This is a genomic window from Paraburkholderia jirisanensis, assembly GCF_054782355.1.
In genome coordinates this window covers 744914-766924 of the sequence record NZ_BAAGSQ010000033.1, presented here as the reverse complement: position 1 = coordinate 766924, position 22011 = coordinate 744914, and the positions used below count along the sequence as shown (strand labels likewise).

The window sequence follows — 22011 nt, the reverse complement described above, 5'->3', positions numbered from 1 at the left end:
TGCGGCCTCCTTTATCAGATGACGTCAGCAAAGCCAGGCTGCAACTTGCGAAATACAAAACCGCCGACCAGCAGCATCAGCAACGCGAACACGCACAGAATGCCGACGTAGTGCCATGGAAAATCAGCTGCGCCGAACCATGCGAGCCGCGTTGCCTCGACAAGGTAGGAAAACGGATTGAATACCACGATGACATTGCGAACCCACGCCGGTCCTGATGCGTCGACAAGCGTCGTTGGGTAGAGAATTGGCGTGAGCCAGAACAGAATGTTGATTGCCACCGGCACGACTTGCGCAACGTCGTGTACGTACACAGCAACAGCTGAGATCGCAAAGCTGAATCCAATGCTAAGTGCGAGCGTCAGCGCCCAGATCAACAGATAAATCCAGCTGTGCGCGGATGGCAATACACCGTCGTGGATCATCAGGCCCAACGCGAGAACCAGGATGATCGTCTGGCTCAGTATCGCAGACGCGAGCGGGATCAGCGGCAAGACCCATATGGGAAACGAGATCTTATTGATCAGATAACCATACTCGCGCAGGATGCCTGTTGAACGGTTCATGGTTTCGCTGAGCAGCGTCCATAACGAGAATGGGATGAAGTAAAACAGCGCGAACGGCACGTTGTCGTAGCGCTCATCCATGCGGCCTTTCATGATGAGCGAAAACACTACGACATTGATGAGCGAGTAAAGCAGCGGCACACCGATGTTCCATGCGGCTCCCGCATAAGAACTCGCATAGCGGTTGCGCATGTCGCGTTTGGCAAGCATCCATGCAAATCTCAACCCGTTGCCGAGGCTCGCAGCCGACAAGGTTGTCATGACCTCTCCCGCGTCGAATATTGGTTTCCGGTCCACCTTGCGGCGACTGCGTCAGTAGTGTCGAAACGATTGCCTGCCATGCATGCGATATCAGCCGGTTTGCGCACATGGGCCGCATGAGCCGCCATCACGCGTAGGAAGTAAGCCTCCGTGCGGTGGACCATCGCGGACGCGCTGAAGAATTCTTGCCAACGCTGCCGATTGAGTGCTCCCACCCGGGCGCGCTCGCTGGCGTCGGCCACGAGGTGCGATAGCGCTTCAAACAACGCGTAGGTGTCGCCTGGCCGGATCAGATAGCGCGCGTTGTCTTCACCGAGCACCTCGCTGATGCCTCCAACATTTGTGCCGACGCAAGGCAGCGAACACGACATTGCCTCAGTAAAAACCAGGCCGAACGATTCATAGGCGGACGGTGCAACAAAAATGTCGGCGTCCCCGTACAGGCGACCGAGCAGTGCCTCATCCACGCGACCAAGAAACTGCACGCGCCCCGCGCGTACCAGCTCAGGATGGTCACACGTAAAGCGCTCCAGAAAACTGATACTGCCGGGCAAAGGGCGGGGCGACGGGTCGCCGGCGATGAGTAGGCGCGCTTGCGGATGGTGTTCGCACAGCCTGACCGCTGCTTCGAGCAGCGTGCCGATACCCTTGCGTGGCTCGAGACGGCCTACGAACAGAATGTCGACGCTGTCACCCTTGGCGATGCGGCGGTGCGCCGCTTGCGAGCCGTTGACAAGCGGAGCGCTGCCGAGATGTACGACTTCGGCTTTCGCTTCCAGCGACGGCAATGCGTAGAGATCCGCAGTAGTGTGCAGGACGGCATGGCTGATCGCGCGCACGTAGCCTGCCTTCTGCAGGCACTCGCGGTCGGTGGCAAGCAGCGGCGCGATCTCCGTTGCGTACTGCGGTGAGTCCATGCCGAGCCTGGAGTCCTCTTGCACAAGCTTCGCGAGCGGCGTTTGCAGTGCCACGACAGTCGGAATAGTTGTCTGCTGAAACGCGAAATACCCTTGGCTGCCCCAAAGCGGCGCCTCTATCAGGTCAATCGGATGCCTCGTGATGATGCGCTCGATTTCGAGCCATGCGCTTTTCGCAAACGTCGCTGGCCCGAGTGGCATCTTGCGACGCTCCGTGTCGCTCAGCATCTGCGGGTCGTATGCAAGCCGGTGTACCCAGACTCCTTCGATGAAGTCTACGCAAGCCGCGCCTTCCGAGCGGGTGATCACATGCACGGTATGGCGTCCGTCGCGCGCCAGCCCGCGAGCCAACACCTCCGTGTAGCGCGCGATGCCGCCGTCATGTGTCGGCGGATAGTCGAGCGTAAGCAACGCGATACACAACTGCCGCCCGGTCCCCAATCTACCCGCACCTGCTGTAGACACCGCAGTACGCGTTGACGCAGGCCTCAGGCTGCGCTCGCGAAGACCGCCGTGATGCGCATGTGCTGCTGCCTTGCCGCGCTCGTTGCCGTTGTCCCATGCGCGCCTTGCGTTGTCCACGAACGTGCTGAAGTCCTCTGCGCTGATACGCCCGGCGTTCAGGTCGCAGCGAATTTCAGCAATCGATTCGTTGATAAAGCGGGTGTTATCGGTGGCGATTTCCAGGTCATGCAGGAATGGGTGCGCATGCTTCTGCGAAAAATACACCTTGTTTTTGAGCACCGGATAGCGATACAGCGAGACGCCGGTCTTGGGCCTGATATACGACGGTAGATACTTGTGGTGGACATAGGCCCTGTCGAGTTGCGTCACCACATAGTCGCGATCGATCAGCCGGACGCAGACGTCGACTTCATCGAGGTAATACTCGAACTCTTCGTCGAAGCCGCCGATCTCTTCGAGTAATGATCGGCGGTAGCCCATGTTGGTGCCTTGCACATAGGGAAAGCGAAACGTATTGGGGAAGTTGGCGGACATGAAGTGCTTTTCGTCCCGCCAATAGCCATTTCCCAGCCGGTCGGCGCTCGCATACCGGAATTGATAGCCCGTACCGGTCGGGTCGAACACGTGGCCTCCCACTGCCGCCACCTCGGGTGCTGTAAATCCCGCCTGAAGGTCGGTTAGCCAGTCGAGCTCGGGAATGGCATCGTCGTCTATGTAGGCAACGTAGTCGCCTCGAGCGGCTGCAAGCCCGATGTTGCGGGACATCGACAGATTGCGTGCCGGGCACGACAGCGCGCGGATGTCAGGTGCGAACTCGGCAAGCACCGCCTCGGTATTGTCGTCTGATGGGCCGTTGACTACAACGAGTTCGAAGTCGCCGTGCCGCTGCAAAGCGTAGCCCCAGGATTGTTTCCCGCAGGCTCGTCGCGCGGTTATACGTATTGATCACGACGGAAAAAGTGGGCATGAGCGTTACTCATTTCCGTTGCGCGCACAGATCTCGAACTCAAGGTAATTGCCGCTCGCGCGAGCTCGTGCGAGGATTTGCGTGCTGCAGAATCCTGCTGTGTCCAGCAGTCTCGCCAACGTGTCCGGCGTGAACATGTTGTAGTGAAAGTTGCCGTCGTAGTCCTGGGCGCCGAATGTGACTTCGCGCAGCGGTCGTACGTCAGCCTGTTCGTGCAAAACTGCGCGATCATCGCTTCGGCGTCGGGTACCACAGCGCGGAATATGCCGCCTGGTCTCAGTAACGACTTCCAGTACGGTAGCAATTCGCGCATCAGCTGTTCTTGAGGGAAGTGCTCAAGCAGATGCGCCGACATGATCTCTGCTGCTTCGCCGGGGCGGACCGGAAGTGCGTCGACATGGGTGACGATGTCGACACCCGGCAGTTTGCGGAGGTCGACATTCAGGTAGCCGTCGAGGGGTACATGACCGCAACCGAGGTTCGGTTTGACGACGCCGTCTTGTCGAGCCGCCGCGAACTTTTCCGCGGCAACGATCTCCGGTGCGGACTGTCCGCTGGGCGTGCTGCCCACGCCGTAGCGGAATTGAATCATCAATTCGTGGCGTATGAACTCCTGGCGGACGGAAACGCCTTCAATCTGTGTAGCGAGCGTCGCGAGTCTTTGCACGATTTCGTCGGAGCGGTAAGCCATCGCTTCCAGCTGCTGTGCAATGAAATCCAGACTCTGCCCGTGCGCAGCCAACTGTTTGCCGGTCGCCAAGTGCGCCTGCGCGAGGAGGCGTTCCGCCTCAGCGCTGAACTGCGCCGGGATTTCGTGTTGGGCACGATGCAGTTGTCGCAATGTCGGCGGCAGCGATACAAGCAGATTCTGCACTTCGGGTGGAAGCGGCCAGCGTTCGTGTTGCGGGTCGGTAGAGTTGGGCCGCGTCTGGTCTGCAAGATCCTGCTGTCGGCGTGCAATGCCGTGGATGGTGGTGCGTGTCTCGGGGGAACGGTACAGCGCAGCGGCAATGTGAATCAATCGACCAAGGACAGGCACGCTCAACAGGCCGGGCAGCAATTGTCTCAAGTGTCCGCGTGCGTCACGTTCTGCCGGTGCGGTCTCTAATGAACGCATGCTGTCGTTCCTTTAAGACGTTTCGCTGCATGTCGGGCTGCTGCTGTAACCTGGACTACGGCGCTGCAGGACGGCCAATTCAATGTGCCCGGGGGTGATCCGTTGCTCTGCTGGTGCTGCAGAAAATATCAATGATGCAGCGGCTCGCTTGTGCAAGGTCTGATGTTTTTCGTTATACGTATTAACGGATAAATAATAAAGATCAAGTTATCGACCAACATTTGGACACTGCAAGGCGGCGCGACGAAACATGTTTGATATCGGCGCCGCGTTGCGGCGACGTAGTCGTCGTGCTCATGGTTGGCGTATGCAACGTTCACAAACGATTTACGTGTGGCTCTTCGTGCAGAGCGCTTCCGAGAGGGTGTGTGTGAGCGCGACTGTGATTGAACGCGTCGGTGGCGCGCGCTCTGCCTGAACATCTTGTTACGATTGTTGCAGATCAGCATCGGTCCTACACAAGCATGGAATTTGCTTGGAAGTAGCGGCATAATAACGGGGCGGAACTTAGGCGGTCCTTTTTCCAGGCAGGATGGTAGGCAAGGAAAGCGCAGGCGTTGATAGTCCGTGGTCCCAGCAAGCATGCCGTGAGCGCGTAGTAGTTACGCTCGAGTGCGTCTGCCTTTACAAAAATATGGGGTTGCGCAGAATTGGCCTCATAAGAGAGAACGGGTCCTTCCGAGGTGCCATGAAAATATTTCGATTGCGGTCGTCTTGGTTGTCACTAGGTGCGTTTGCATTCGACCTGTGCGCCGTCGCCGCGGCGTGGCTCGTGGCGTATGCAATCCGCTTCAACGGCGAGGTGCCGGCGGAGTTCTGGTATGGCGCGGTGCATGCGCTGCTGTGGGTCGTGGTCACCTATGCCATGATCTTCCGGATATTCGGCTTGTACCGCGGCATGTGGGTGTTCGCCAGTCTGCCCGATCTCATGCGCATTTCGAAGGCGATCAGCGCCGGCGCACTGGTCGTAATGGTGGGCGCCGTGATGTTGCAGCCGCAGCCAATTGTTCCGCGCTCGGTCTTGCTAGTGTCGCCCATGTTGTTGTTCCTCATTATGGGCGGCTCGCGCGCGCTCTATCGAGCCTCCAAGGAGTTTCGCCGTTACGGCGGTCTTGTCGGGCAGGGTAAACCGGTCATCGTGCTGGGCGCAGGTACAGCGGGCGCCAGTCTCGTGCGTGAGCTATCGCGTTCGGGCGAATGGCGTCTGGTTGGCCTCCTCGACGACGACATGGCAAAACACGGCCGCGAAATCTACGGCTATAAGGTGCTGGGTGCGGTTGGCGACCTGCCGCGTTTTGCAGCCGAACTGAAGGCTGACTACGCGATCATCGCGATTCCAACTGCGTCGGTCGACGCACAGCGTCGTGCGGCCACGCTATGCGTGCGCGCCGGCGTGCGCGCGATGGTGCTGCCGGCACTCGCCGAACTGTCCGAGGGCGAACCCTTCATGTCGCGCATACGGCGCGTCGACCTCGAAGATCTACTAGGCCGCGAGCCAGTGAAGATCGATACGCCGCATGTGGAGGCGCTGTTGCGCAACAGGGTTGTAATGGTGACCGGCGCAGGCGGTTCGATCGGTGCAGAGTTATGTCGGCAGATCGTGCGTTTCCAACCTGCTCAACTGATCGCATTTGATCTGTCCGAGTTTGCGATGTACCGGCTCACGGAAGAGCTGAAAGAGAAATTCCCGGCGATCAGAATTACCCCCGTGATTGGTGACGCGAAGGATTCGCTGCTGATTGACCAGGTCATGGCGCGTTACGCGCCGCACATTCTGTTTCACGCCGCGGCCTACAAGCATGTGCCGCTGATGGAAGAATTAAACGCGTGGCAAGCGATCCGTAACAATGTACTTGGCACCTATCGCATGGGCCGCGCCGCAATTCGCCATAACGTTAGGCATTTTGTGCTGATCTCAACCGATAAGGCAGTCAATCCCACCAACGTGATGGGTGCAAGCAAACGGCTTGCCGAAATGGCCTGCACGGCGTTGCAGCAGACAAGCGAGCGCACGCAGTTCGAGACCGTCCGTTTCGGCAATGTACTGGGCAGCGCGGGCAGCGTCATTCCGAAATTTCAGCAGCAGATCGCAAAGGGCGGTCCGGTCACTGTCACCCATCCCGATATCACGCGCTTTTTCATGACCATTCCGGAGGCGTCGCAGCTCGTGTTGCAAGCTTCAAGCATGGGACGGGGCGGAGAAATATTTATTCTTGAGATGGGCGAGCCGGTGAAGATCGTCGATCTCGCACGCGACTTGATCCGGTTGTACGGTTTTAGCGAAGAGCAAATCAACATTGAGTTTACGGGTCTGCGTCCCGGTGAAAAGCTCTATGAGGAATTGCTGGCGGACGACGAAACCACCACCCGGACGGCACATCCGAAGCTGCGTGTTGCTCAGGCGCGCGAAGTACCCGACAGGCTGCTCGACGATCTGCTGCCATGGCTAATGCAGCACCGGGTACTGTCGGACGACGAGGTGCGGCGCGATCTGCGGCGTTGGGTTCCGGAATATCAACCGACGACTGCACCGACGCTGCAAAGCGTGACGTCGGTCGGACAGGCACGGCGTTCGGGCTGACGACCACGTTGCGAAGTCACCTTGAAATGATGGCAGCGTTCGGCTGCCATTGTTATTTTTGGATTGGCAACTCGCAAGCCGGCAACAGGGAGCAAGCACCGCATGCAAATCGCCGTAACCGGAGCAACCGGCTTCGTAGGCCGCACGTTGTGCGCACAACTATGCGACGCCGGCCATCAGGTGATCGCGCTCGTACGGCGCGCCGGTTCCTGTGAACCGCGCGTGCGCGAACTCGTAGTCCCCGACGACAACTTCGCGAGCCTCGCCGCCGCCCAGCCGTCGCTGCCGCATTGCGACGCGCTAATCCATCTGGCCGCGCGCGTGCACATGATGCAAGACGATTCCACCGACCCGCTCGCCGCCTACCGCGCCGCCAACGTCGAAGGCGCACTAAACGCCGCACGCGCCGCACTCACAGCCGGCGCACGCCGCATCGTATTCATCAGCAGCGTAAAGGCGCTCGGCGAGCGCGAGCCGGGCCGTCCGTGGCGCGAAGACGATGCGCCTGCACCGGTCGACCCCTACGGTATTTCAAAGTACGAAGCCGAGCAGGCGCTGTTTGCGCTTGGCCGTGAGCACGGCGTCGAGGTTGCAGTCGTGCGCCCGCCATTGGTCTACGGCCCCGGCGTGCGCGCCAATTTTCGCGGCCTGATGCGTGCGGTCGATCGCGGCGTGCCGCTGCCGCTCGGCTCGGTTGACGCGCGTCGCAGCATGGTCTACGTAGGCAATCTCGCCGACGCGATTCGCACGCTCGCCACGCGGCCCGAACCGGTCGGCGGCGTCTACCATGTCACCGACGGCGACGATCTGTCCGTGGCCGGCATGGTCGAAGCGATCGCTACCGCGCTGGGCCGGCCTGCGCGACTCGTGCCGGTGCCGGTCGCGTGGCTGCGCGGGCTCGGCAAGCTGACCGGCAAGACCGCGCAGGTCGAGCGGCTAACCAGCCCGCTACGTGTCGACAGCAGCCGGTTGCGTCGCGAACTCGGCTGGGCGCCGCCATGGTCGGTCGCACAAGGACTCGCCGAAACCGCTCGCGCCTACAAGACCACCCGTTGAACGCCATGCCGATTTTTTCCTTATCTCTTCCGGTAGCGGCCGTGCTCGCCGCACTGCTGTCGTTTGTGATTCTCATCGCGCTGCTGCGCACCGGCTGGGCGTGGAATATCGCAGTGGACATCCCCAATGCGCGCTCGCTGCACGAGCGGCCGGTGCCGCGCGTCGGTGGCTGGGGCATCCTGCCGGCCGCGCTGCTATTGACCGCGCTCTGTGCGCCGCCGCTGCGCGCGATAGCGCTGGGCGCGCTGGTGCTCGGCATCGTGTCGCAAATCGACGACCGGCGCGGCTTGTCGCCAGGCGTGCGGTTCGCCGCGCATATCGCCGTGGTGGCGGCGACGGTCGCCGCGAGTGCGGTCGACGTGCCGTGGTGGTTCGCGGTGGTGGTCGGCGTTGCGATGGTGTGGCTCGTCAACCTGTACAACTTCATGGACGGCTCGAACGGCCTTGCCGGCGGCGTCGCGGTATTGGGCTTCGGCACCTACGCCATTGCCGCTGCCACGGCGCAACCGCCGCTCGCACTGACGGCCATCGCGGTTGCGGGCGCGGCGGCGGGTTTTCTGGTGCTGAACTTCCCGCGCGCGCAGATTTTCCTCGGCGACGCCGGCTCGATTCCGCTCGGCTTTCTGGCGGGCGCGCTCGGTTTCTGGGGCTGGCAGCACGACGTGTGGCCGCTATGGTTTCCGGTGCTGGTGTTTGCACCGTTCATCGCCGATTCGACCGTCACGCTGCTGCGCCGCCTCGCGCGCGGCGAAAAGGTCTGGCAGGCGCACCGCGAGCACTACTACCAGCGTCTCGTGCAGATGACTGGCGGACGGCACACCTTCGTCGCGCTGATCTACTGGTGGTTGATGCTGATGGGCGGCGCGGTGGCGCTGCTCGCGTTGCAGGCGCCGCCGCTGGTGCAATGGGGGGTGCTGGTGCTGTGGTATGCGGTGCTGGCGGTGATCGGTCTACAGATCGACGGGCGCTGGCGGCACTTCAAGCAAACCTGAACGCCGCACAACCAAAGCCGCGCCGGCGCAGCCCGCTCAATGCCGCGGCTTCTTCCTCACCACCATCCAGCGCGGCGACTTGAAGCGCACGATACTCACATACAGCCACACATAAGTCGCCGCGAACACCACCACAAAGCAGAACAGGTGTAACGTGTGCCGCCAGAACAGCGTGGCCGGCACCACCGCAATCAGGCACAGCAACCACAAATAAGGCGAAGTGAGCGAATTGCGCCGCGTGAGTTCGCGTGCGGTCTGCACGCCGACGGCCCAGCGCATCAGCCGCTTGTACACCAGCATATGCAGATGCACGCCATCCGGAATGCCGGGCGAAATGCCGCGAATAAACTTCTTCCGGTAGATCGAAAAGCACGTTTCGAAGATCGGATACATGAACAGCAGCACCGGATACCACGCGGATACATCGCGATTGCGCATCACCAGCATGATCGCCAGTTCGCCGAGCATAAAGCCGATAAAGTACGCGCCGCCGTCGCCAAGAAAGATCAGCCCGGCAGGAAAATTCCAGATGAAGAAGCCCATCACCGCGCCCATCATGATCAGCGACGCGGACAGCACGATCGGGTCATGCACCTGGAAGGCGACGTAGCCGAGCGACGCGAACATCATGAACGCGACCATCGACGCAAGCCCGTTGAAGCCGTCGATGATATTGATCGCATTGGCGAGCGCCGCGACCGCGAGCACCGTGACCGCGCATGAAATGGCCGCGTACGACAGCAGGAAATCGAGCGACGGCACGCTGATGCGCGTCACCGCGATACCGAGCACGAAGTACGCGAGCGCCGCGGCAATCATCGTGCACACGAGCCGCGCGAGTGGCGAAACGCGTTTGGTCAGGTCCTCGATCAGGCCCGAAGCGAAGGCGGGCAGGCCGCACGCGACAATGCCGAGAATCCCGCCGGACACGGCCGGATAGCTGTGCTGCAACTGAAGAGCGGAGGCGACCAGGCCCACAAGGATGCCGATGCCGCCGATGCGCGGAGTTGGCTTCGCGTGAAATTTCTGCACGCCGGCCAGATCGGTATCGGCGAACTCTTCATGCAGATGCGCGTAGCGCACGATCAGCAGCGTGACGAGCAGTGATGCAATGAATCCGAGCGCAAAACTAAGCATGAAGGGCCAACCGGCGCATAAAAGGCACGATTATACAAACCACGGCCACGGGTTTCGTCGAATTTCGGCTGTTCTGCGCCGACCCGGATGTGCGTTGGGTTGTGCGCAGGACGATGGGGACCTCGAACTGGACCAGTTGCCTGAAGCGACTGACGATGCTGTCCACTTTTGCCGTCGAGCGATGTATGGGCCGAGCGGCCGGCTTGCAGAACAGCCCGCCCTCTGGCCGAGACAGCCGATCATGAGGGCCGCAACTGGCCAACACGCTACTTGCTAAACGTTACGGAGGCCACGAATTGGAGTATGTCCTCGAACTCTTTCTGTTTAGCAAGAATCTTTACGACGTGCGGCGTGTCGATGCGCAGATATCTGTTCCTCGGCCCCGCTGAAATCCTGAACGCAGAACCGGACGCGGATGAGACCTCCGTGCCGAGCATAAAAGACTTGATCTGGCTGACCGTGCAACATGGCGGAATGCGCTTCGCACGCTCACGGGCGACAGCGACACCGGTGCTGTTTACGATGTTGATCATTGTCATCAGCGACCTGTAGCTGACGGATCTCGTGTTGTGCAGCGCCGCAAGCAGTTCAGGCGGCAGACGGTTCGCCGCGAGGCAGCGGGAGACCCGGGTCGGCGTTGTCCCAAGCGCGTTCGCCACCGTCCTCTGGTTCGGCCACAGCCCTAGCTCAAGGCATTGACCATACAACCAGCCGAACGCAAGCGGAGATGCACCGGAGCTGCGGAAATTTGCGTGAGCCGCGACTGCCGATTCTTGATCTTTCAGATCGATTGGTACCATGCCACGTCGCCTGTTTTCATGCGGATGTTGTCCAAACTGAGCCTTTGGATAGCGCGCAGTGCGTGTCTTGCGCAGCGCTCGCGTCTCTCCCTGATCGCCACTGAAACCTCATAACGGCATCGAGCAGCACGAGCTTGAACATACCGGTGGGCGCGGATGCCGTTTGACTACGGTACCTGCACGCGACGCCGGTCGGCGTATCTGTCCATTTAATAAGAAAATATTGGATAAGTGGCGGGTTTCCATGCTGATAATTTCATTTCCTGAAAAACTGAGCGTAACCGGTTATCGGCCTTGAAATTTTTAATTCAGTAAAATCAATGATTTACGTGCGCAATAATGGCAAAGCCGTGCAACGCATTGCGCCACCTTTAAGGGGGCAACGCGTGTCAACGGCAGGTTGCCTCAAAAGCGGTGTGGTTCGGCGTCGCATTCGCGGTTAAGGCCGTCAACCGGTTGGCGAATGGGCCTCCCTGATACGGGTCACGTATGCGTCGCCGGTGGCGACTTCTGGCTACGAAAGCCATACTGATTGGCTGATCTTTTCGGCGCCGAGGGTGAACTGGCGTCCGTACACTGGCCTTATTCCCGCGCAATTGCGCATCGACCAAGCAGTGCCAAGCCTGGCATTCGCCATTTAGCCGACTGACGTTGGCTTTTTCCTGGCAGGTGAAAACCTGTCGTTCCCGTCGGGAGTTATCCCGACAGGGGTGGCTCCCGATTTTTTTCTGAAGGAGCTGCAGTCATGTATTTTCCGATCCCACTTCCAGCAGTCGTGTCGTCGTGCTCACTGGCCGTGCGCGCATGTACGCCAGTCGTCTCCGCGACGGGCAAGTCCTTGTAGGGCGTTGATTGTGCCACCCGCCGTGGCTCGCGCATGCACGTAACACTGCGTGCGGCCCGCGCTGTCCAGACGCCGGCGTGCCGTGCAATGCAGTAACCCCGTGACGGCTGTCCCTCGTTGCACGGCGTGCAGCCAGCCGTTCAACCCAACGGGGAGCCTTCTTCTGACTCTTCGCCTTCCTGCGTTTTCTTCAGTCATCCCTGTCGCCGGTTAAACCGGCAGATTCTCTATCGCGATTACGCCGTAGGGCGAATCGCTTTTTTATTGAGGCATCTCATGCTGGACATTATCAAGACGACTCCTCGCCGCCGTCGTGGCCGGAGTCTGGCCGCGAGGTTTGCAATCCTTCACGACATCGCAGCGCGCATGCACGTGTTTGCGGGCAGGGTGTATCCGCAGCCGGACCCTGATACGACCGTGAGGGCGCTGGCAGTTGCAGGCAGCCGGATATCGGGCGACCGTCCAGGCCTGGTGCAGCACTGCCCTGCTGCACGCTTTATGTGTGCGGAGGGCTGCTGCAGCAACGCGTTAGCTGCTGGCACATGCACGGGCGAACCAGACCATCTAGTACCGGCGAGTCGCGCAGCGCGGCCAACTGAACCGGGGCGGGTCAGCCCTGCTGCCACTAAAGCCCGGGAGGCGTCATGCAGATAGTCGCAATCATCGTCAAGGATGCGTCAGGCATGACGATCTCTGATCGCGGCACTTTCACCGCTCAGGATTCGCGTGTCCAGGTTTCTCCCGGTCTCGCTCGTGTGATGCAGCTGTTTGCCCATGCGAGGGTTCAGCCCACCGTGTGCGCGTACGTGGACGGTCATCTGATGCGGCTCATGCATCTCGAGGGCGACATGTTTCTCGTCGCGGGGGCCGAACCTGCCGAGCCGAGAGGGCATCGCGCAGTTTGGCGCGACTGCGTGAGACTGGTGCGATCGCCTGGTCGGGAGCAGCGGCGACAGTTCGGACGTTACATGCATACGCTGGCCGCGGCATCGATCGTCGGGGCTGTCGCGTACTGTTATGCAAGCCCTTACGGATCGGCCGTCAACCTGGTCAACGAGGCCAATCTGCTGCTTGCGGCGCTGGTCAGCCTGTATGCGGGCCTGGTCGCGATGAACGGAGAGTAATCATGGGCTTCAGTCTTTTTGCTCTTGCAGTAACCATTGCCCTCTCAGTGCTGTGCCTCGTCATGCATCGCAATGGTGTAGACGCTGCTCGCAAGCGTCGCGACGACTGTTCATAGCCGTTTTCAGGTACCGGCTCCACGCCGGTACCTCCTTCTGCCGGTCGCGCTGTACGCGCGACTCCTTCTCTCCACATCGTGCCTGGTCAGTGGGCTGTCTGCGCCCGCTAACGGGCCTCGACGTGCTGTGCATCTCCGCATCGGGCGATGCTCACCACGTCGTGGCCTGTGCCTGGGGCTTCGCACTAAAAGTCTAGGGCCCGCGTAGCGCAACCGGCATGCGGGGTCTCTTTCCGGCGATCCGTCCGCGATTCCTGGGTGTCCCGGTGCGCCCGAACCGCTGGGGAGTAGTGGGCGGGTCACGGCTGCGCTTTCTCTGAACCCCCAGCGGCACCCGATGGGCAGTAACACGCCTGTAGGCCCGCGCTGGCGAGCCGAATGACGGTGCGACCCGCGCAGCGGCACGCGGGTGATTCTTCCTGAAAAATTTCGGTATGCAGATAAAAAGGCACGCGCGGCCAGACAGCGCAAAGAGCAACCCGCAGTTCAACGACCGACCCACCAACGGAGCTACCACGATGCACGCAATATACGATCAACGATACATCATTGCCCGCGCCAACGTGACGGACAGATTCAGACTTGTGGCGCGGGCGTCTGCCCGTGATTTTTCGCCACGGTACTACAGGCCTTATTTCGACGTCAGTGTGCGCGTGCCCTATGCGGTGCGTTGCATACAGACTGCCATACTGATGTGTGATTTTCAGGTGCTGCTCGCAGCGGGCTTTGGTCTGCAGAAGCTATTGAACTTCAGACGCAAGCACCTGCTATGTATCGTTGAGCGCTGGCAGCAGGATGCGCTCGATGCCAGGCAGTTCGGGCTACGGCTTGTCTGCTGGGATATGTTTCTGCAGTCGATCGGCAAAAAAGCGCTACGTGCGGAGCTGACCGCCCTGTTTGCCGATAGCACGGCATGGCTCGAACGTCGCAACGGGGGGCTTGCGGAATCGGTGAAGGGGCTACGCATCAAATGCTGGGATGAACTGGTGTACCAGACCGGCAGGCATGCGTGGCAGCAACAGGTGGATGCGAGCCTCCCCGGGTCAATGGACTTCAGCGACGACGCAGCGGACCCTGGCGGGGCTGCGTTGCCGATCGAGGTTCCGGTTCTTACCAGTGCGATTGCCATGAACGCCCTTGAGTTGCATCGTGGCAGCGTACTCGATGCGGCGCGCGCGCTCGGAACGTCGGTCAATGCCCTCCGGCGCGCGGTGTTCGCCCCCGCATCGCAAGTGGAGTTGCCGCTCGGCTTGAACGGCATCGCGCATCGCCCGGGCCCGCGCCGGGACAACGCACGGTCTGTCGGGTCGTTGCCCACGATCTGATGCGCCGCCCGGGTGCCGTGCACGGCACCTGGCTCACAAGCAGATCGCATCATCCGCGTGCACGGATGACGCAAATCCGGCAGCAACCGTTCAACCGGTTGAAGCCCCCGCACGCGTGCCTGCTTTTCATCTGAAGCGTAACACCATGATTTCGCGAGGAAGTTTTCAATCCTGCAAAAGGCAGCCGCCGCTTGTGGTGTGCAACGCGTGTAACGTCCGGGTGAGACGATGTCATGGACCAGCGTGAAGGCGTCGGCGATGATCGCCGTCATGGCGTCAGCTGGAAGTGGGGCGACACGCGGACTGCAGCGGCTTCAGGAATGGGGTTTCTGGTTTTTCGAGGGCGACGTTGCCGTCATGGGCATCGGCCTAGGCTTAGGCTTGCGGAAGCTCCTGCCCCCGACGGCGATGCGGTATGCGCCAATCATCACGTGGCGGCATTACGCCGATCCTGGAATCGTTCCAAAACGCCGCTCAGTGACATACGGCAACATTGGCGCAGCCGAAGGCGAAAGGGCGCATGTTTCCTTGAGCTTTCGGGCTGAAGGCCATCAACCGGTTGAGATCGGGCGAAGGGGTGACGTGGGAAACGATCGTGAGCTGCGAGTCACGACACCCGTCAGGAGGCGAACGCAGAACGACGTTTGTGCAGTGACGCGCGTTCTATCCACCCGTGCGGCGATGGTATCTGCCGCGTCTGCGATGCGCGCACCGGCGCTGTCGCACAGGGTACAGTCCGCTTCGTGCGCATTTCTTTCCGTCCGCGCCGGGTTATGCCGTCGCGACAGGACAGTCGCGAAAGCACTACGGATATTTTCGGCTTTCGCCAGGTGACTGTTGCGCCGCGCGCTTACACTGGCTTGGTCAGCGCGTCCACGACGCATCGAATAGCCGGACTGCGGCAACTTTCCAGCCCCGCCGGGATTTATCCCCCGACGGGACTTTCAGGCGCGGCAACCCTTGAAAAGGAGTTGTCCCCATGAATCAACCCGCTTCAGAAAGGCCGCAGCTCGTGCCATCGCCCGGATCGAAGCGGCCATCAACATGCGGCCGGACCGGAGCCTGGCATCCGCCGGGTCTGTCGAAGCAGATGCGTTCGTGCAATACGCTGAGGCGCCTTCGCTTGCCAACGCGTACGGCGACATGATTGACAGCCGCCAGACCAGGATTGTGATGGCTGCGCTGCGCGTCATCAATCTCTAGCAGTTCAGTCTCGCGCGTCCAGCCGGACGCATCCATCAATTTCCCCACAGGGACTCCGTCCCTGTGGGCGGTCGTCCGGTGGGGTTTTCCGTTTGAGGACCCCATGAAAGTCAGATCTTCGCAGCTCACCGGGCATCTCACTGCCTGCGCTCCCACCTGTCTCCCGGTGCCGATTACCGTCAGCCCGGGCATCGCCACGAGCATCATTGTCAATCAGATGACCGCCGCCCCCGGCCACGACCTGCTGATCCATCATCCCGTTGTGGAAGATCCGGCCGATTTGAATGGGCTGCCGTTCCCGACCACGGACGGGGCAGCAAAGCACCTGCCGATCAGCGATCTTGAGCGTGCAGTACACGGCACCGATCTACCCGTCAGGCTTCCCGATGACCCTGGCCAGGTTTCACCAGCCACGCGGGCGGCAGGAATGCAACTGCAGCCGGGACGACGACGCACTGGTAATCTCGCGTTGCCGGATCACGCCACATTCTTTGCAGCGACCACGAGTCTGCACATAGATATCGTTGTGGGTTGTATCGATTCGCCTCGTGCGAAGCATGCGATCGCAAAGGCGGCGCAGGCGGATTCGCGCCGCTATTACCTTGACTGTGGCAACGGGGCCGTTCGCGGCCAGGTCGTGTCTGGCGAATCCGGCAGGTCACGGTGCGACAGGCGGCCCGATGAGGGGGGCATGTCTTCCGAACGGCTGGCCCCGCAGCACGACAAGGATGAGGGTGCGCCAGCGTGTTTCATGGCCGGGGCGTTGAGCCCCCGGTCGCTGGTAATCAACGAGACGATCGTGGTGCGGACTTTCAATCTGTTGTCGACACTGTTCAGGACCGGCACGCCATCGTATCCGGTGCTGTTTGTGAATCTCGCTGCGGGACGAACGAAGCCGGTGCCGACTGGCGCAGCAGCACGGGCGCGATCCGGCCATGAGGCGCTGCGGGCGAAGGGGCCTGGCAACGCGCAAGAAGGAGGTCGGGCATGACGGCAAACACCAGGCCGATGCGTTGTGGCAGTTGCGGCACTGACCTGTTCAGGCTCTCCACAGCCGACGAGACGGCCGCTCTTGTGGTCGAATGCATTCGTTGTCACAGCATTTCGTATCTGAAGCCCGAGGCAAAGCTGCTGATCGAATGGGACGATGACCGGCATGACAGGATCGGCGTGTTTTGATGTTGCCTGCGTGGTGGCATCCGATTCACTGGCAATCAACGCCTCTCCATTGCGGAGAGGCGTTTTTTTATTGTCCGGAAAAAAAGCCTCGCGGTATTCCACGAGGCTGTACGAGGACTGCTCGCGCTTACCGCTTGAGCAACTAGAGGGTAGGTCGGCACCCGCCTCATGGCAAGGAAAGCAAACCGGTAGTGCTGCGCCGCCAGGCGCACGGAGCACGCCCAACGTCGCGCACGCAGCACTGCGAGGGCGCAGGCAGAGCAGGCGCCAGGCGCAGGCACGCTCCCCGTCCTGCCTGTCAGCCTCCTTCGTGTCCGCCGAGGTTCGGGCCGGTATCGAGCGTCTTCTCGAACCGGTACTTTCCGTTCGGTCCATTCGCGATCCGCCTTCTCGTCGTGCGTACCCTGAGCCCCTCAATTGACGACACGCGATGGCCCGCGCGCAGCAACACAACACGGATGGTAGCCACCATGACGAGCGTCGTCTCTACGTCGTTGCGCGTGAGACGCGAAGCAAGGGTTGCGAGCAGGTCCGGCTGGATGTCCGCAAGTGTGTCCGGGATGGGTCCGTGTTCGTCGAGAAGCGCTGCAAGTGCACGCCACGCCTCAGTGGCGCAGGCGCGCACGGTGTCGTTAAAGCCTGCGTCTGCGATGTGGGCGCGTGCTTCGTCGTCGAGCTTGCCAGCGTTCATGCGACGCCTCCTGATTTCGGGTGTCCGGGAAAGGTCTGGCCATCTGCGTGCACGTGTTCCTTGCCGGCAGGCATGGCATCTCCAAGGGGATAGCCGCTCAGCGCGGCGTGAAGTGATTTCGCTTCGAGGCGTGCGGCCGCTCGCGGCAAGCCGCCCGACGTGCGCCGCGAGTGAGGATGCTGTCCGGGAAAGGACATTTTTCCGGCAAAGCGATCCCTGACAGGCTGGCAGTAGTGGTCAAGGATCATGCGCGTCCTGTCGGGGCCGTGTCCGAGCGATTCGCTCAGTTCTACGAGCGTGTCATACGGTGACAGGCCGGCGGCCAGCATTTCGTTGGCGCTTTCGAGCGCATAGGTGTAGCGCAGCGCGTGGAAGCTGACTTCGCCTGACATTCCGAGGCGATACAGAAGACTTTTGAACCTGTTCATTGCAGCCTCGAGCGTTGCAGGCTGGCTGCTGATCAGCCGCATGCCGTTGGCCGTAACATAGACAAGCGCCGCATGGACGACTGTCCGGGTCTGCTCGCGTCGTGCGTCCAGGAGCCGCACGGTCCTGGGACGGCCATTCTTCGTTCCTCTCATGACGCGGACATGGCTGTCGCCCCTCACGATCGCCTCGAGCCACATCTGCAGGTCAGGTGCGCTCATCAGGGCTTCCTTGCGTCGCAACCCGAAGGCGAGGGCGAGCGAGATGGTGTGCATGAGCCCTTCGTCAGAGCGGGCAGCGCGCTTAAGCAAGGCCACGATTTCCGTGTCCGTCATTGCCCGTTTCCTGCCCTTTCTCGTGCGTCGGGTGATCCCAAGCACCGCATTGCCGGGAGTCTGCGTGATGCGCTCGCCGGTTGCCGTACCCAGGACACGGATTGAGGAGAATATGTTTGCCAGCGTACTGGGCGCCTTGCCCTGTGCGACGCAATACTGTGCGTACAGGTGTACGACCCAGTCCGGAGTCTCCTGAACAGAGGGATGCAGCTCACCGACCTGCCGCGCGAAGCGCAGAAGCCCGGATGCATCAAACCTGCGGTTCTTCTGTGTGGCAAGGCTGCCGCCTGCCCGTTTGCTGCTGAGGGCGGCCTGGTGGATGGCCTGGTTCATGACGCTCATCGTCAGTTTTCCTTATGATGGTTGTGCGGATATCCTCCGCGTTGTTCTGCGCCGAAGGCGCGTTTCCCCCTTTTGCACGCGCACGCATGCGCGTCGTGCGACGGTGCAAGGCCGCACGTGCATCTGAATGGGATGCGCGACCGGCGGGGGGCGGTGCGTTTTTCTGGACAGGCGAAGGCCAACCGGGGACGTGACTGCGTTGAGCTAGGGGATCCGCGAGGGGATGGTGTCCGGGTGGGTATGGGTTGAAAGCTGCAAGGAGATGGACGGAGGAGGGTCGATGTCCCGCACAGGGAGCGCGCTCATCCTTCTAGCGATGATTGCGTGCGCCCGGCGTTGTGATGCGCGGGACCATGAAGGGAGACTGTCCATGCGTCTGGACGTGGAGAGGCCCAGGACGCACGGGTGCCGGCTGGGCGGCCGGAAACAGGCGGGTACTGTTGCCTGTGGAGGCTGCGAAGTCAGATGGCCTGTCGTGCGGCAGACAGGCGTGTGGGATGGCAGCGCTGACCTGAGCATTCCGGGCCGGCGGCAGGGGTCAGAAGGACGTGATGAGGAGAGAGCGCAGCCCGTTTAAGGCAGCTCGTGCAGGCTGTTTAAGGCAGCTCTGGAAGAAGACGTACGTGAAGCAGGGAACAGACAGATAGACGCATGGCTGATCTTTCCGCGGCATGCGTGTGATCAGGAAATGGTAAAGCCGAAACGGAGAAAAGAAATAGCCAGTACCGAAAGATCGGCTGGCAAGGGTCGATGCTCGTTACGTGAGCGCACGGAATCGCAATAACTTCTGGTACGGATTAGATCATATTTACGCGACCTGCGCCAATACCGTCCGTGCAACGGCGCGCGCCAAGCTGGTTGTCTCCTCATTCATGCCGCCAATGGTTTTTGTTCGCGCCGATCAACGTCATCTCAACGACCGAGTCGCGTTCTGGCTGCGCGTCACGCCAGGCTCGTGGCTGCGTGCTTTCGCCGCCACATCACATTCCGGTCCTTTCGATGGAGGGCTTGAACCCGGACCGACCGGTACGGCGTCGCTGCTCGTTGAACAGAATGTCTACGACAGCCTGCACGGCGACTGCCTGATGATTCCAAAAGGCTTGTTGCTTGAAGCTTGTGCCTCCTCCGGTGCTGTCCATCACGTGAGCCAGCCGGTTCCCGTCGTAAAAGCCGATCCAGTGACCTGGCGGAATGTTTGCCATTTGATGCGCGCTACCAATCCTCGAGTCATGCGGACTCACCTGATCGTGCCGAGCATTGATCGGGCGCGTCAAAATTCCTGTCTGATGACTCTGTCGTGGCGACTCTCGGCGCGGACCGTGCGGCGCAGGCAGTTGACCGCACCGATGCGCTTTTTCATCGCGCGTTTAGCGATTCAGGCATCATGCGCTCGACCGCCACGGCCACACGGACAAAGGAGCTCGATGACGGCGGCGTCTCCAGCTTTGCATACATGTGGGTACGTAATTTCTGGCTTCGACGGCTGGATCAGCACCTGGGACAATATTGACAAGCTTGTGATCCTTGCCGGACTACCTGAACGAACCACACCCATTGCGGCTGAACGCTTCGCCGAGCGGCAAGCGGCCAAATGCGGGAGCTGGACGAACGCAGAGTCAATCAACTTGCTGCCAAAGCACGTATTCATGCCGCCGCCGAAGCCACCCAAAACAGAGCGCCACCATGGGGAACAAAGGAGGCCAGACGGCTTGAGATCGAACGTGTGAAACAAGAAATCGAAAGACGGAGGAAGGGTTGACTTGCCGACAGTTCTTTGGGTCGGCGTGCGGTCCACAGCCGTCGCCCTTCAGATCGAGGAATGACCGCGACACGGCGCTCTGGAGACGGCACTTCTTGGCTGCATGTGCCTTGGTAGGCGCACTCCAGGAATGGCGGGGCGCGGTTATCATCGAGTCCAGTCGCCGGACGGCATGTCACCGGTCCTCCTCTTCATTCCGCTCCCGATGTCCATAAAAAGAATCGAAACGGTCGTACTCGCGGCCGACCTTGCGGGCACCGCTGTGTTCGCGCTCGAAGGCGCGCTCGCCGCGATGCACCGTGGGCTCGATCTGCTCGGCGTGATGGTGCTGTCGTTCGTCGTCGCACTGGGTGGCGGCGTGATCCGGGACCTGCTGATCGGCGCGACGCCGCCGAATGCGGTACGCGACTGGCGTTATGCCGTGCTCGCGTTCGTGACGGGACTGCTGAGCTTCGTCTTTCACGGCGCTGCGCGCGAACTGCCTGCGCTGCTCGTCACCACGCTCGATGCGGCGGGGCTCGCGCTGTTCGCGGTGGCGGGCGCCCAGAAGGCGCTCAACTTTGGGATCGGACCGTTCATCGCGACGCTGATGGGCACACTGACCGGCGTGGGCGGCGGCGCCATCCGCGATCTGCTGCTTGCGCGCGTGCCGCTCGTTCTGGTTGCCGATATTTATGCGAGTGCGGCATTCGTCGGCGGTGTTGCGCTCGTCACCGCGCGACGCCTCGGCGTGCCACCGGTCGCGGCTGCACTGCTCGGTGGCGCGGTCTGCTTCGTGCTGCGCATGCTTGCTGCGACGCATGGCTGGCAACTGCCGAAGGCAGCGGTGTAGATCGGCCAGGGGGGCGCGCGGCGAATCCAGCCCGCGCCGTCAACCGTGTCCGTGACGCTCGCCGGGCGCGACGCCGACTCTCCATCCCCGCCGCGAGCCGGCCTGCCGCGCAGGCTCGGATGCAGAGAGGATTCTGTTCCGAGTTGGAGCCGGCACAGCTACCGGCGCAGATTTTTCGAACTTCCGGTACACGGCATGGTGAACGACTCAAACGGGGTCCGTTATTCCATTCACCTGCACTGCCTCGCTTGCTGCGCTCGGGCGCGGGGCGCTAGTCGGGCCATGAAGCGTCATTCGTGAATGCGCAACGCCGCAACGCCGCAACGCCGACCGTTACCTGGCGGTACCGGGCTTTGTCGATCATCTGGGCACCAACTATCATGCGGGCACCGCTCAGGTATTTGGCGAACTGGGCTACCGGATGGCGATCGGGCGTGCGTCGGTCGAGCCGTTCGCGAATGTCGCGTATGGGCGCGCGCTGCGCGCCTTGAGAGCATGCCTCGCTCGTCGCACCGCCCGAGTTGTCTCAAACGACGGTTGTGCCGGAAAAGGCTCCGAAAATCGCCGGCTTTTGGCCCTCTTTCGTCCGTCGCTTTCGCAACAATAGGTTGAGCTGCGCCTCGCGCGATTGACCAGAGGAGCGAAATATGAGCATCACTGCAAGCGACGAAGAAACCGCCCCGCAAAGCGAAGCTGTGCACGCGGGTAGCGATGGATGGATGCTGGTAGCACCCGCGAGTCCTGAGCAGGCCGACAGTTGGCTGATTACCAATGTTGCCGACGATGGCGATCCATACCTTCTGGCCACCGGACATGACGGATAAGAGCGACGCACACCTATGTGCTGAACTGCACGTGTATGCGCGACGTTCTCCTCAACGGCAAGTGGGCCACGGTCAGCGTTAGCGCCTCTGTTGCAACGCTCGCCGCGTAAGCGGCCGCCGCTCGACATAATAAGATATGCGAAACATTATGT

At 61.2% G+C, this 22011-nt stretch carries 19 protein-coding genes; 11 read left to right on the top strand and 8 right to left on the bottom strand.

What is annotated here, in order from left to right; translation table 11 throughout:
• Nucleotides 1-14 precede the first annotated feature (14 nt).
• The 3 genes from ACYVNQ_RS35425 to ACYVNQ_RS35415 are packed head-to-tail and all read right to left on the bottom strand — an operon-like array spanning nucleotide 15 to nucleotide 4293.
• On the bottom strand, nucleotides 15-776 hold the full coding sequence (locus ACYVNQ_RS35425; protein WP_460911235.1) for an ABC transporter permease: 762 nt from the start codon (nucleotides 774-776) through the stop codon (nucleotides 15-17).
• A 47-nt stretch (nucleotides 777-823) separates the two neighbouring features.
• Entirely contained in the window at nucleotides 824-3100 is a 2277-nt protein-coding gene (locus ACYVNQ_RS35420; RefSeq protein WP_460910021.1) for a glycosyltransferase, read from the bottom strand.
• A 41-nt stretch (nucleotides 3101-3141) separates the two neighbouring features.
• A complete protein-coding gene (locus ACYVNQ_RS35415) occupies nucleotides 3142-4293 on the bottom strand; it encodes a class I SAM-dependent methyltransferase (RefSeq protein WP_460910019.1) in 1152 nt (383 codons plus the stop codon).
• 688 nt (nucleotides 4294-4981) lie between these two features.
• Here ACYVNQ_RS35415 and ACYVNQ_RS35410 point away from each other — a divergent pair.
• The 3 genes from ACYVNQ_RS35410 to ACYVNQ_RS35400 all read left to right on the top strand — a co-directional run bounded on the left by ACYVNQ_RS35410 (nucleotide 4982) and on the right by ACYVNQ_RS35400 (nucleotide 8922).
• Nucleotides 4982-6874, top strand: a complete 1893-nt coding sequence (locus ACYVNQ_RS35410; RefSeq protein ID WP_460910017.1) for a polysaccharide biosynthesis protein — start codon at nucleotides 4982-4984, stop codon at nucleotides 6872-6874.
• A gap of 102 nt (nucleotides 6875-6976) precedes the next feature.
• Nucleotides 6977-7930: a UDP-glucose 4-epimerase family protein gene (locus ACYVNQ_RS35405; protein ID WP_460910015.1), complete on the top strand. Its 954-nt coding sequence runs from the start codon at nucleotides 6977-6979 to the stop codon at nucleotides 7928-7930.
• Nucleotides 7931-7935: 5 nt separating this feature from the next.
• Complete coding sequence (locus ACYVNQ_RS35400) at nucleotides 7936-8922, top strand: MraY family glycosyltransferase (RefSeq protein ID WP_460910013.1); 987 nt, start codon at nucleotides 7936-7938, stop codon at nucleotides 8920-8922.
• Between the two features lie 36 nt (nucleotides 8923-8958).
• On the opposite strand, the gene ACYVNQ_RS35395 is transcribed toward ACYVNQ_RS35400, so the two are convergent.
• Both ACYVNQ_RS35395 and ACYVNQ_RS35390 read right to left on the bottom strand, forming a co-directional pair.
• Nucleotides 8959-10059 carry an MraY family glycosyltransferase gene (locus ACYVNQ_RS35395; RefSeq protein WP_460910011.1) on the bottom strand — a complete coding sequence of 367 codons (1101 nt, stop codon included), beginning with the start codon at nucleotides 10057-10059 and terminating at the stop codon, nucleotides 8959-8961.
• 266 nt (nucleotides 10060-10325) lie between these two features.
• The gene (locus ACYVNQ_RS35390; RefSeq protein WP_460910009.1) at nucleotides 10326-10859 is read right to left on the bottom strand and encodes a hypothetical protein; all 534 of its coding nucleotides are present in this window, start codon (nucleotides 10857-10859) and stop codon (nucleotides 10326-10328) included.
• A gap of 1488 nt (nucleotides 10860-12347) precedes the next feature.
• On the opposite strand from ACYVNQ_RS35390, the gene ACYVNQ_RS35385 reads away from it, so the two are divergent.
• Together ACYVNQ_RS35385 and ACYVNQ_RS35380 are read left to right on the top strand one after the other, a co-directional pair.
• A complete protein-coding gene (locus ACYVNQ_RS35385; protein ID WP_460910007.1) occupies nucleotides 12348-12827 on the top strand; it encodes a hypothetical protein in 480 nt (159 codons plus the stop codon).
• Nucleotides 12828-13461: 634 nt separating this feature from the next.
• Complete coding sequence (locus ACYVNQ_RS35380; protein ID WP_460910005.1) at nucleotides 13462-14268, top strand: hypothetical protein; 807 nt, start codon at nucleotides 13462-13464, stop codon at nucleotides 14266-14268.
• 984 nt (nucleotides 14269-15252) lie between these two features.
• Here ACYVNQ_RS35380 and ACYVNQ_RS35375 read toward each other — a convergent pair.
• A complete protein-coding gene (locus ACYVNQ_RS35375; RefSeq protein ID WP_460910003.1) occupies nucleotides 15253-15519 on the bottom strand; it encodes a hypothetical protein in 267 nt (88 codons plus the stop codon).
• A 55-nt stretch (nucleotides 15520-15574) separates the two neighbouring features.
• On the opposite strand from ACYVNQ_RS35375, the gene ACYVNQ_RS35370 reads away from it, so the two are divergent.
• Both ACYVNQ_RS35370 and ACYVNQ_RS35365 read left to right on the top strand, forming a co-directional pair.
• Nucleotides 15575-16462, top strand: coding sequence for a ubiquitin-activating E1 family protein (locus ACYVNQ_RS35370; RefSeq protein WP_460910001.1), 888 nt, complete (start codon nucleotides 15575-15577; stop codon nucleotides 16460-16462).
• Complete coding sequence (locus ACYVNQ_RS35365) at nucleotides 16459-16650, top strand: hypothetical protein (protein WP_460909999.1); 192 nt, start codon at nucleotides 16459-16461, stop codon at nucleotides 16648-16650. Before ACYVNQ_RS35370 ends, ACYVNQ_RS35365 begins: the two co-directional genes overlap by 4 nt.
• 298 nt (nucleotides 16651-16948) lie before the next feature.
• Here ACYVNQ_RS35365 and ACYVNQ_RS35360 read toward each other — a convergent pair whose 3' ends face one another.
• The gene (locus ACYVNQ_RS35360) at nucleotides 16949-17341 is read right to left on the bottom strand and encodes a hypothetical protein (RefSeq protein WP_460909997.1); all 393 of its coding nucleotides are present in this window, start codon (nucleotides 17339-17341) and stop codon (nucleotides 16949-16951) included.
• Nucleotides 17338-18444 carry an integrase domain-containing protein gene (locus tag ACYVNQ_RS35355; RefSeq protein ID WP_460909995.1) on the bottom strand — a complete coding sequence of 369 codons (1107 nt, stop codon included), beginning with the start codon at nucleotides 18442-18444 and terminating at the stop codon, nucleotides 17338-17340. Before ACYVNQ_RS35355 ends, ACYVNQ_RS35360 begins: the two co-directional genes overlap by 4 nt.
• Nucleotides 18445-19205: 761 nt before the next feature.
• Between ACYVNQ_RS35355 and ACYVNQ_RS35350 the strand changes: the two genes are divergently transcribed.
• The 4 genes from ACYVNQ_RS35350 to ACYVNQ_RS35335 all read left to right on the top strand — a co-directional run bounded on the left by ACYVNQ_RS35350 (nucleotide 19206) and on the right by ACYVNQ_RS35335 (nucleotide 21859).
• Nucleotides 19206-20171 carry a hypothetical protein gene (locus ACYVNQ_RS35350; protein ID WP_460909993.1) on the top strand — a complete coding sequence of 322 codons (966 nt, stop codon included), beginning with the start codon at nucleotides 19206-19208 and terminating at the stop codon, nucleotides 20169-20171.
• 237 nt (nucleotides 20172-20408) lie between these two features.
• The gene (locus tag ACYVNQ_RS35345; protein WP_460909991.1) at nucleotides 20409-21035 is read left to right on the top strand and encodes a trimeric intracellular cation channel family protein; all 627 of its coding nucleotides are present in this window, start codon (nucleotides 20409-20411) and stop codon (nucleotides 21033-21035) included.
• Nucleotides 21036-21327: 292 nt separating this feature from the next.
• Nucleotides 21328-21642, top strand: a complete 315-nt coding sequence (locus ACYVNQ_RS35340; protein ID WP_460911233.1) for an autotransporter domain-containing protein — start codon at nucleotides 21328-21330, stop codon at nucleotides 21640-21642.
• A 40-nt stretch (nucleotides 21643-21682) separates the two neighbouring features.
• Nucleotides 21683-21859 carry a hypothetical protein gene (locus tag ACYVNQ_RS35335; RefSeq protein WP_460909989.1) on the top strand — a complete coding sequence of 59 codons (177 nt, stop codon included), beginning with the start codon at nucleotides 21683-21685 and terminating at the stop codon, nucleotides 21857-21859.
• The last annotated feature ends 152 nt before the right edge of the window (nucleotides 21860-22011 follow it).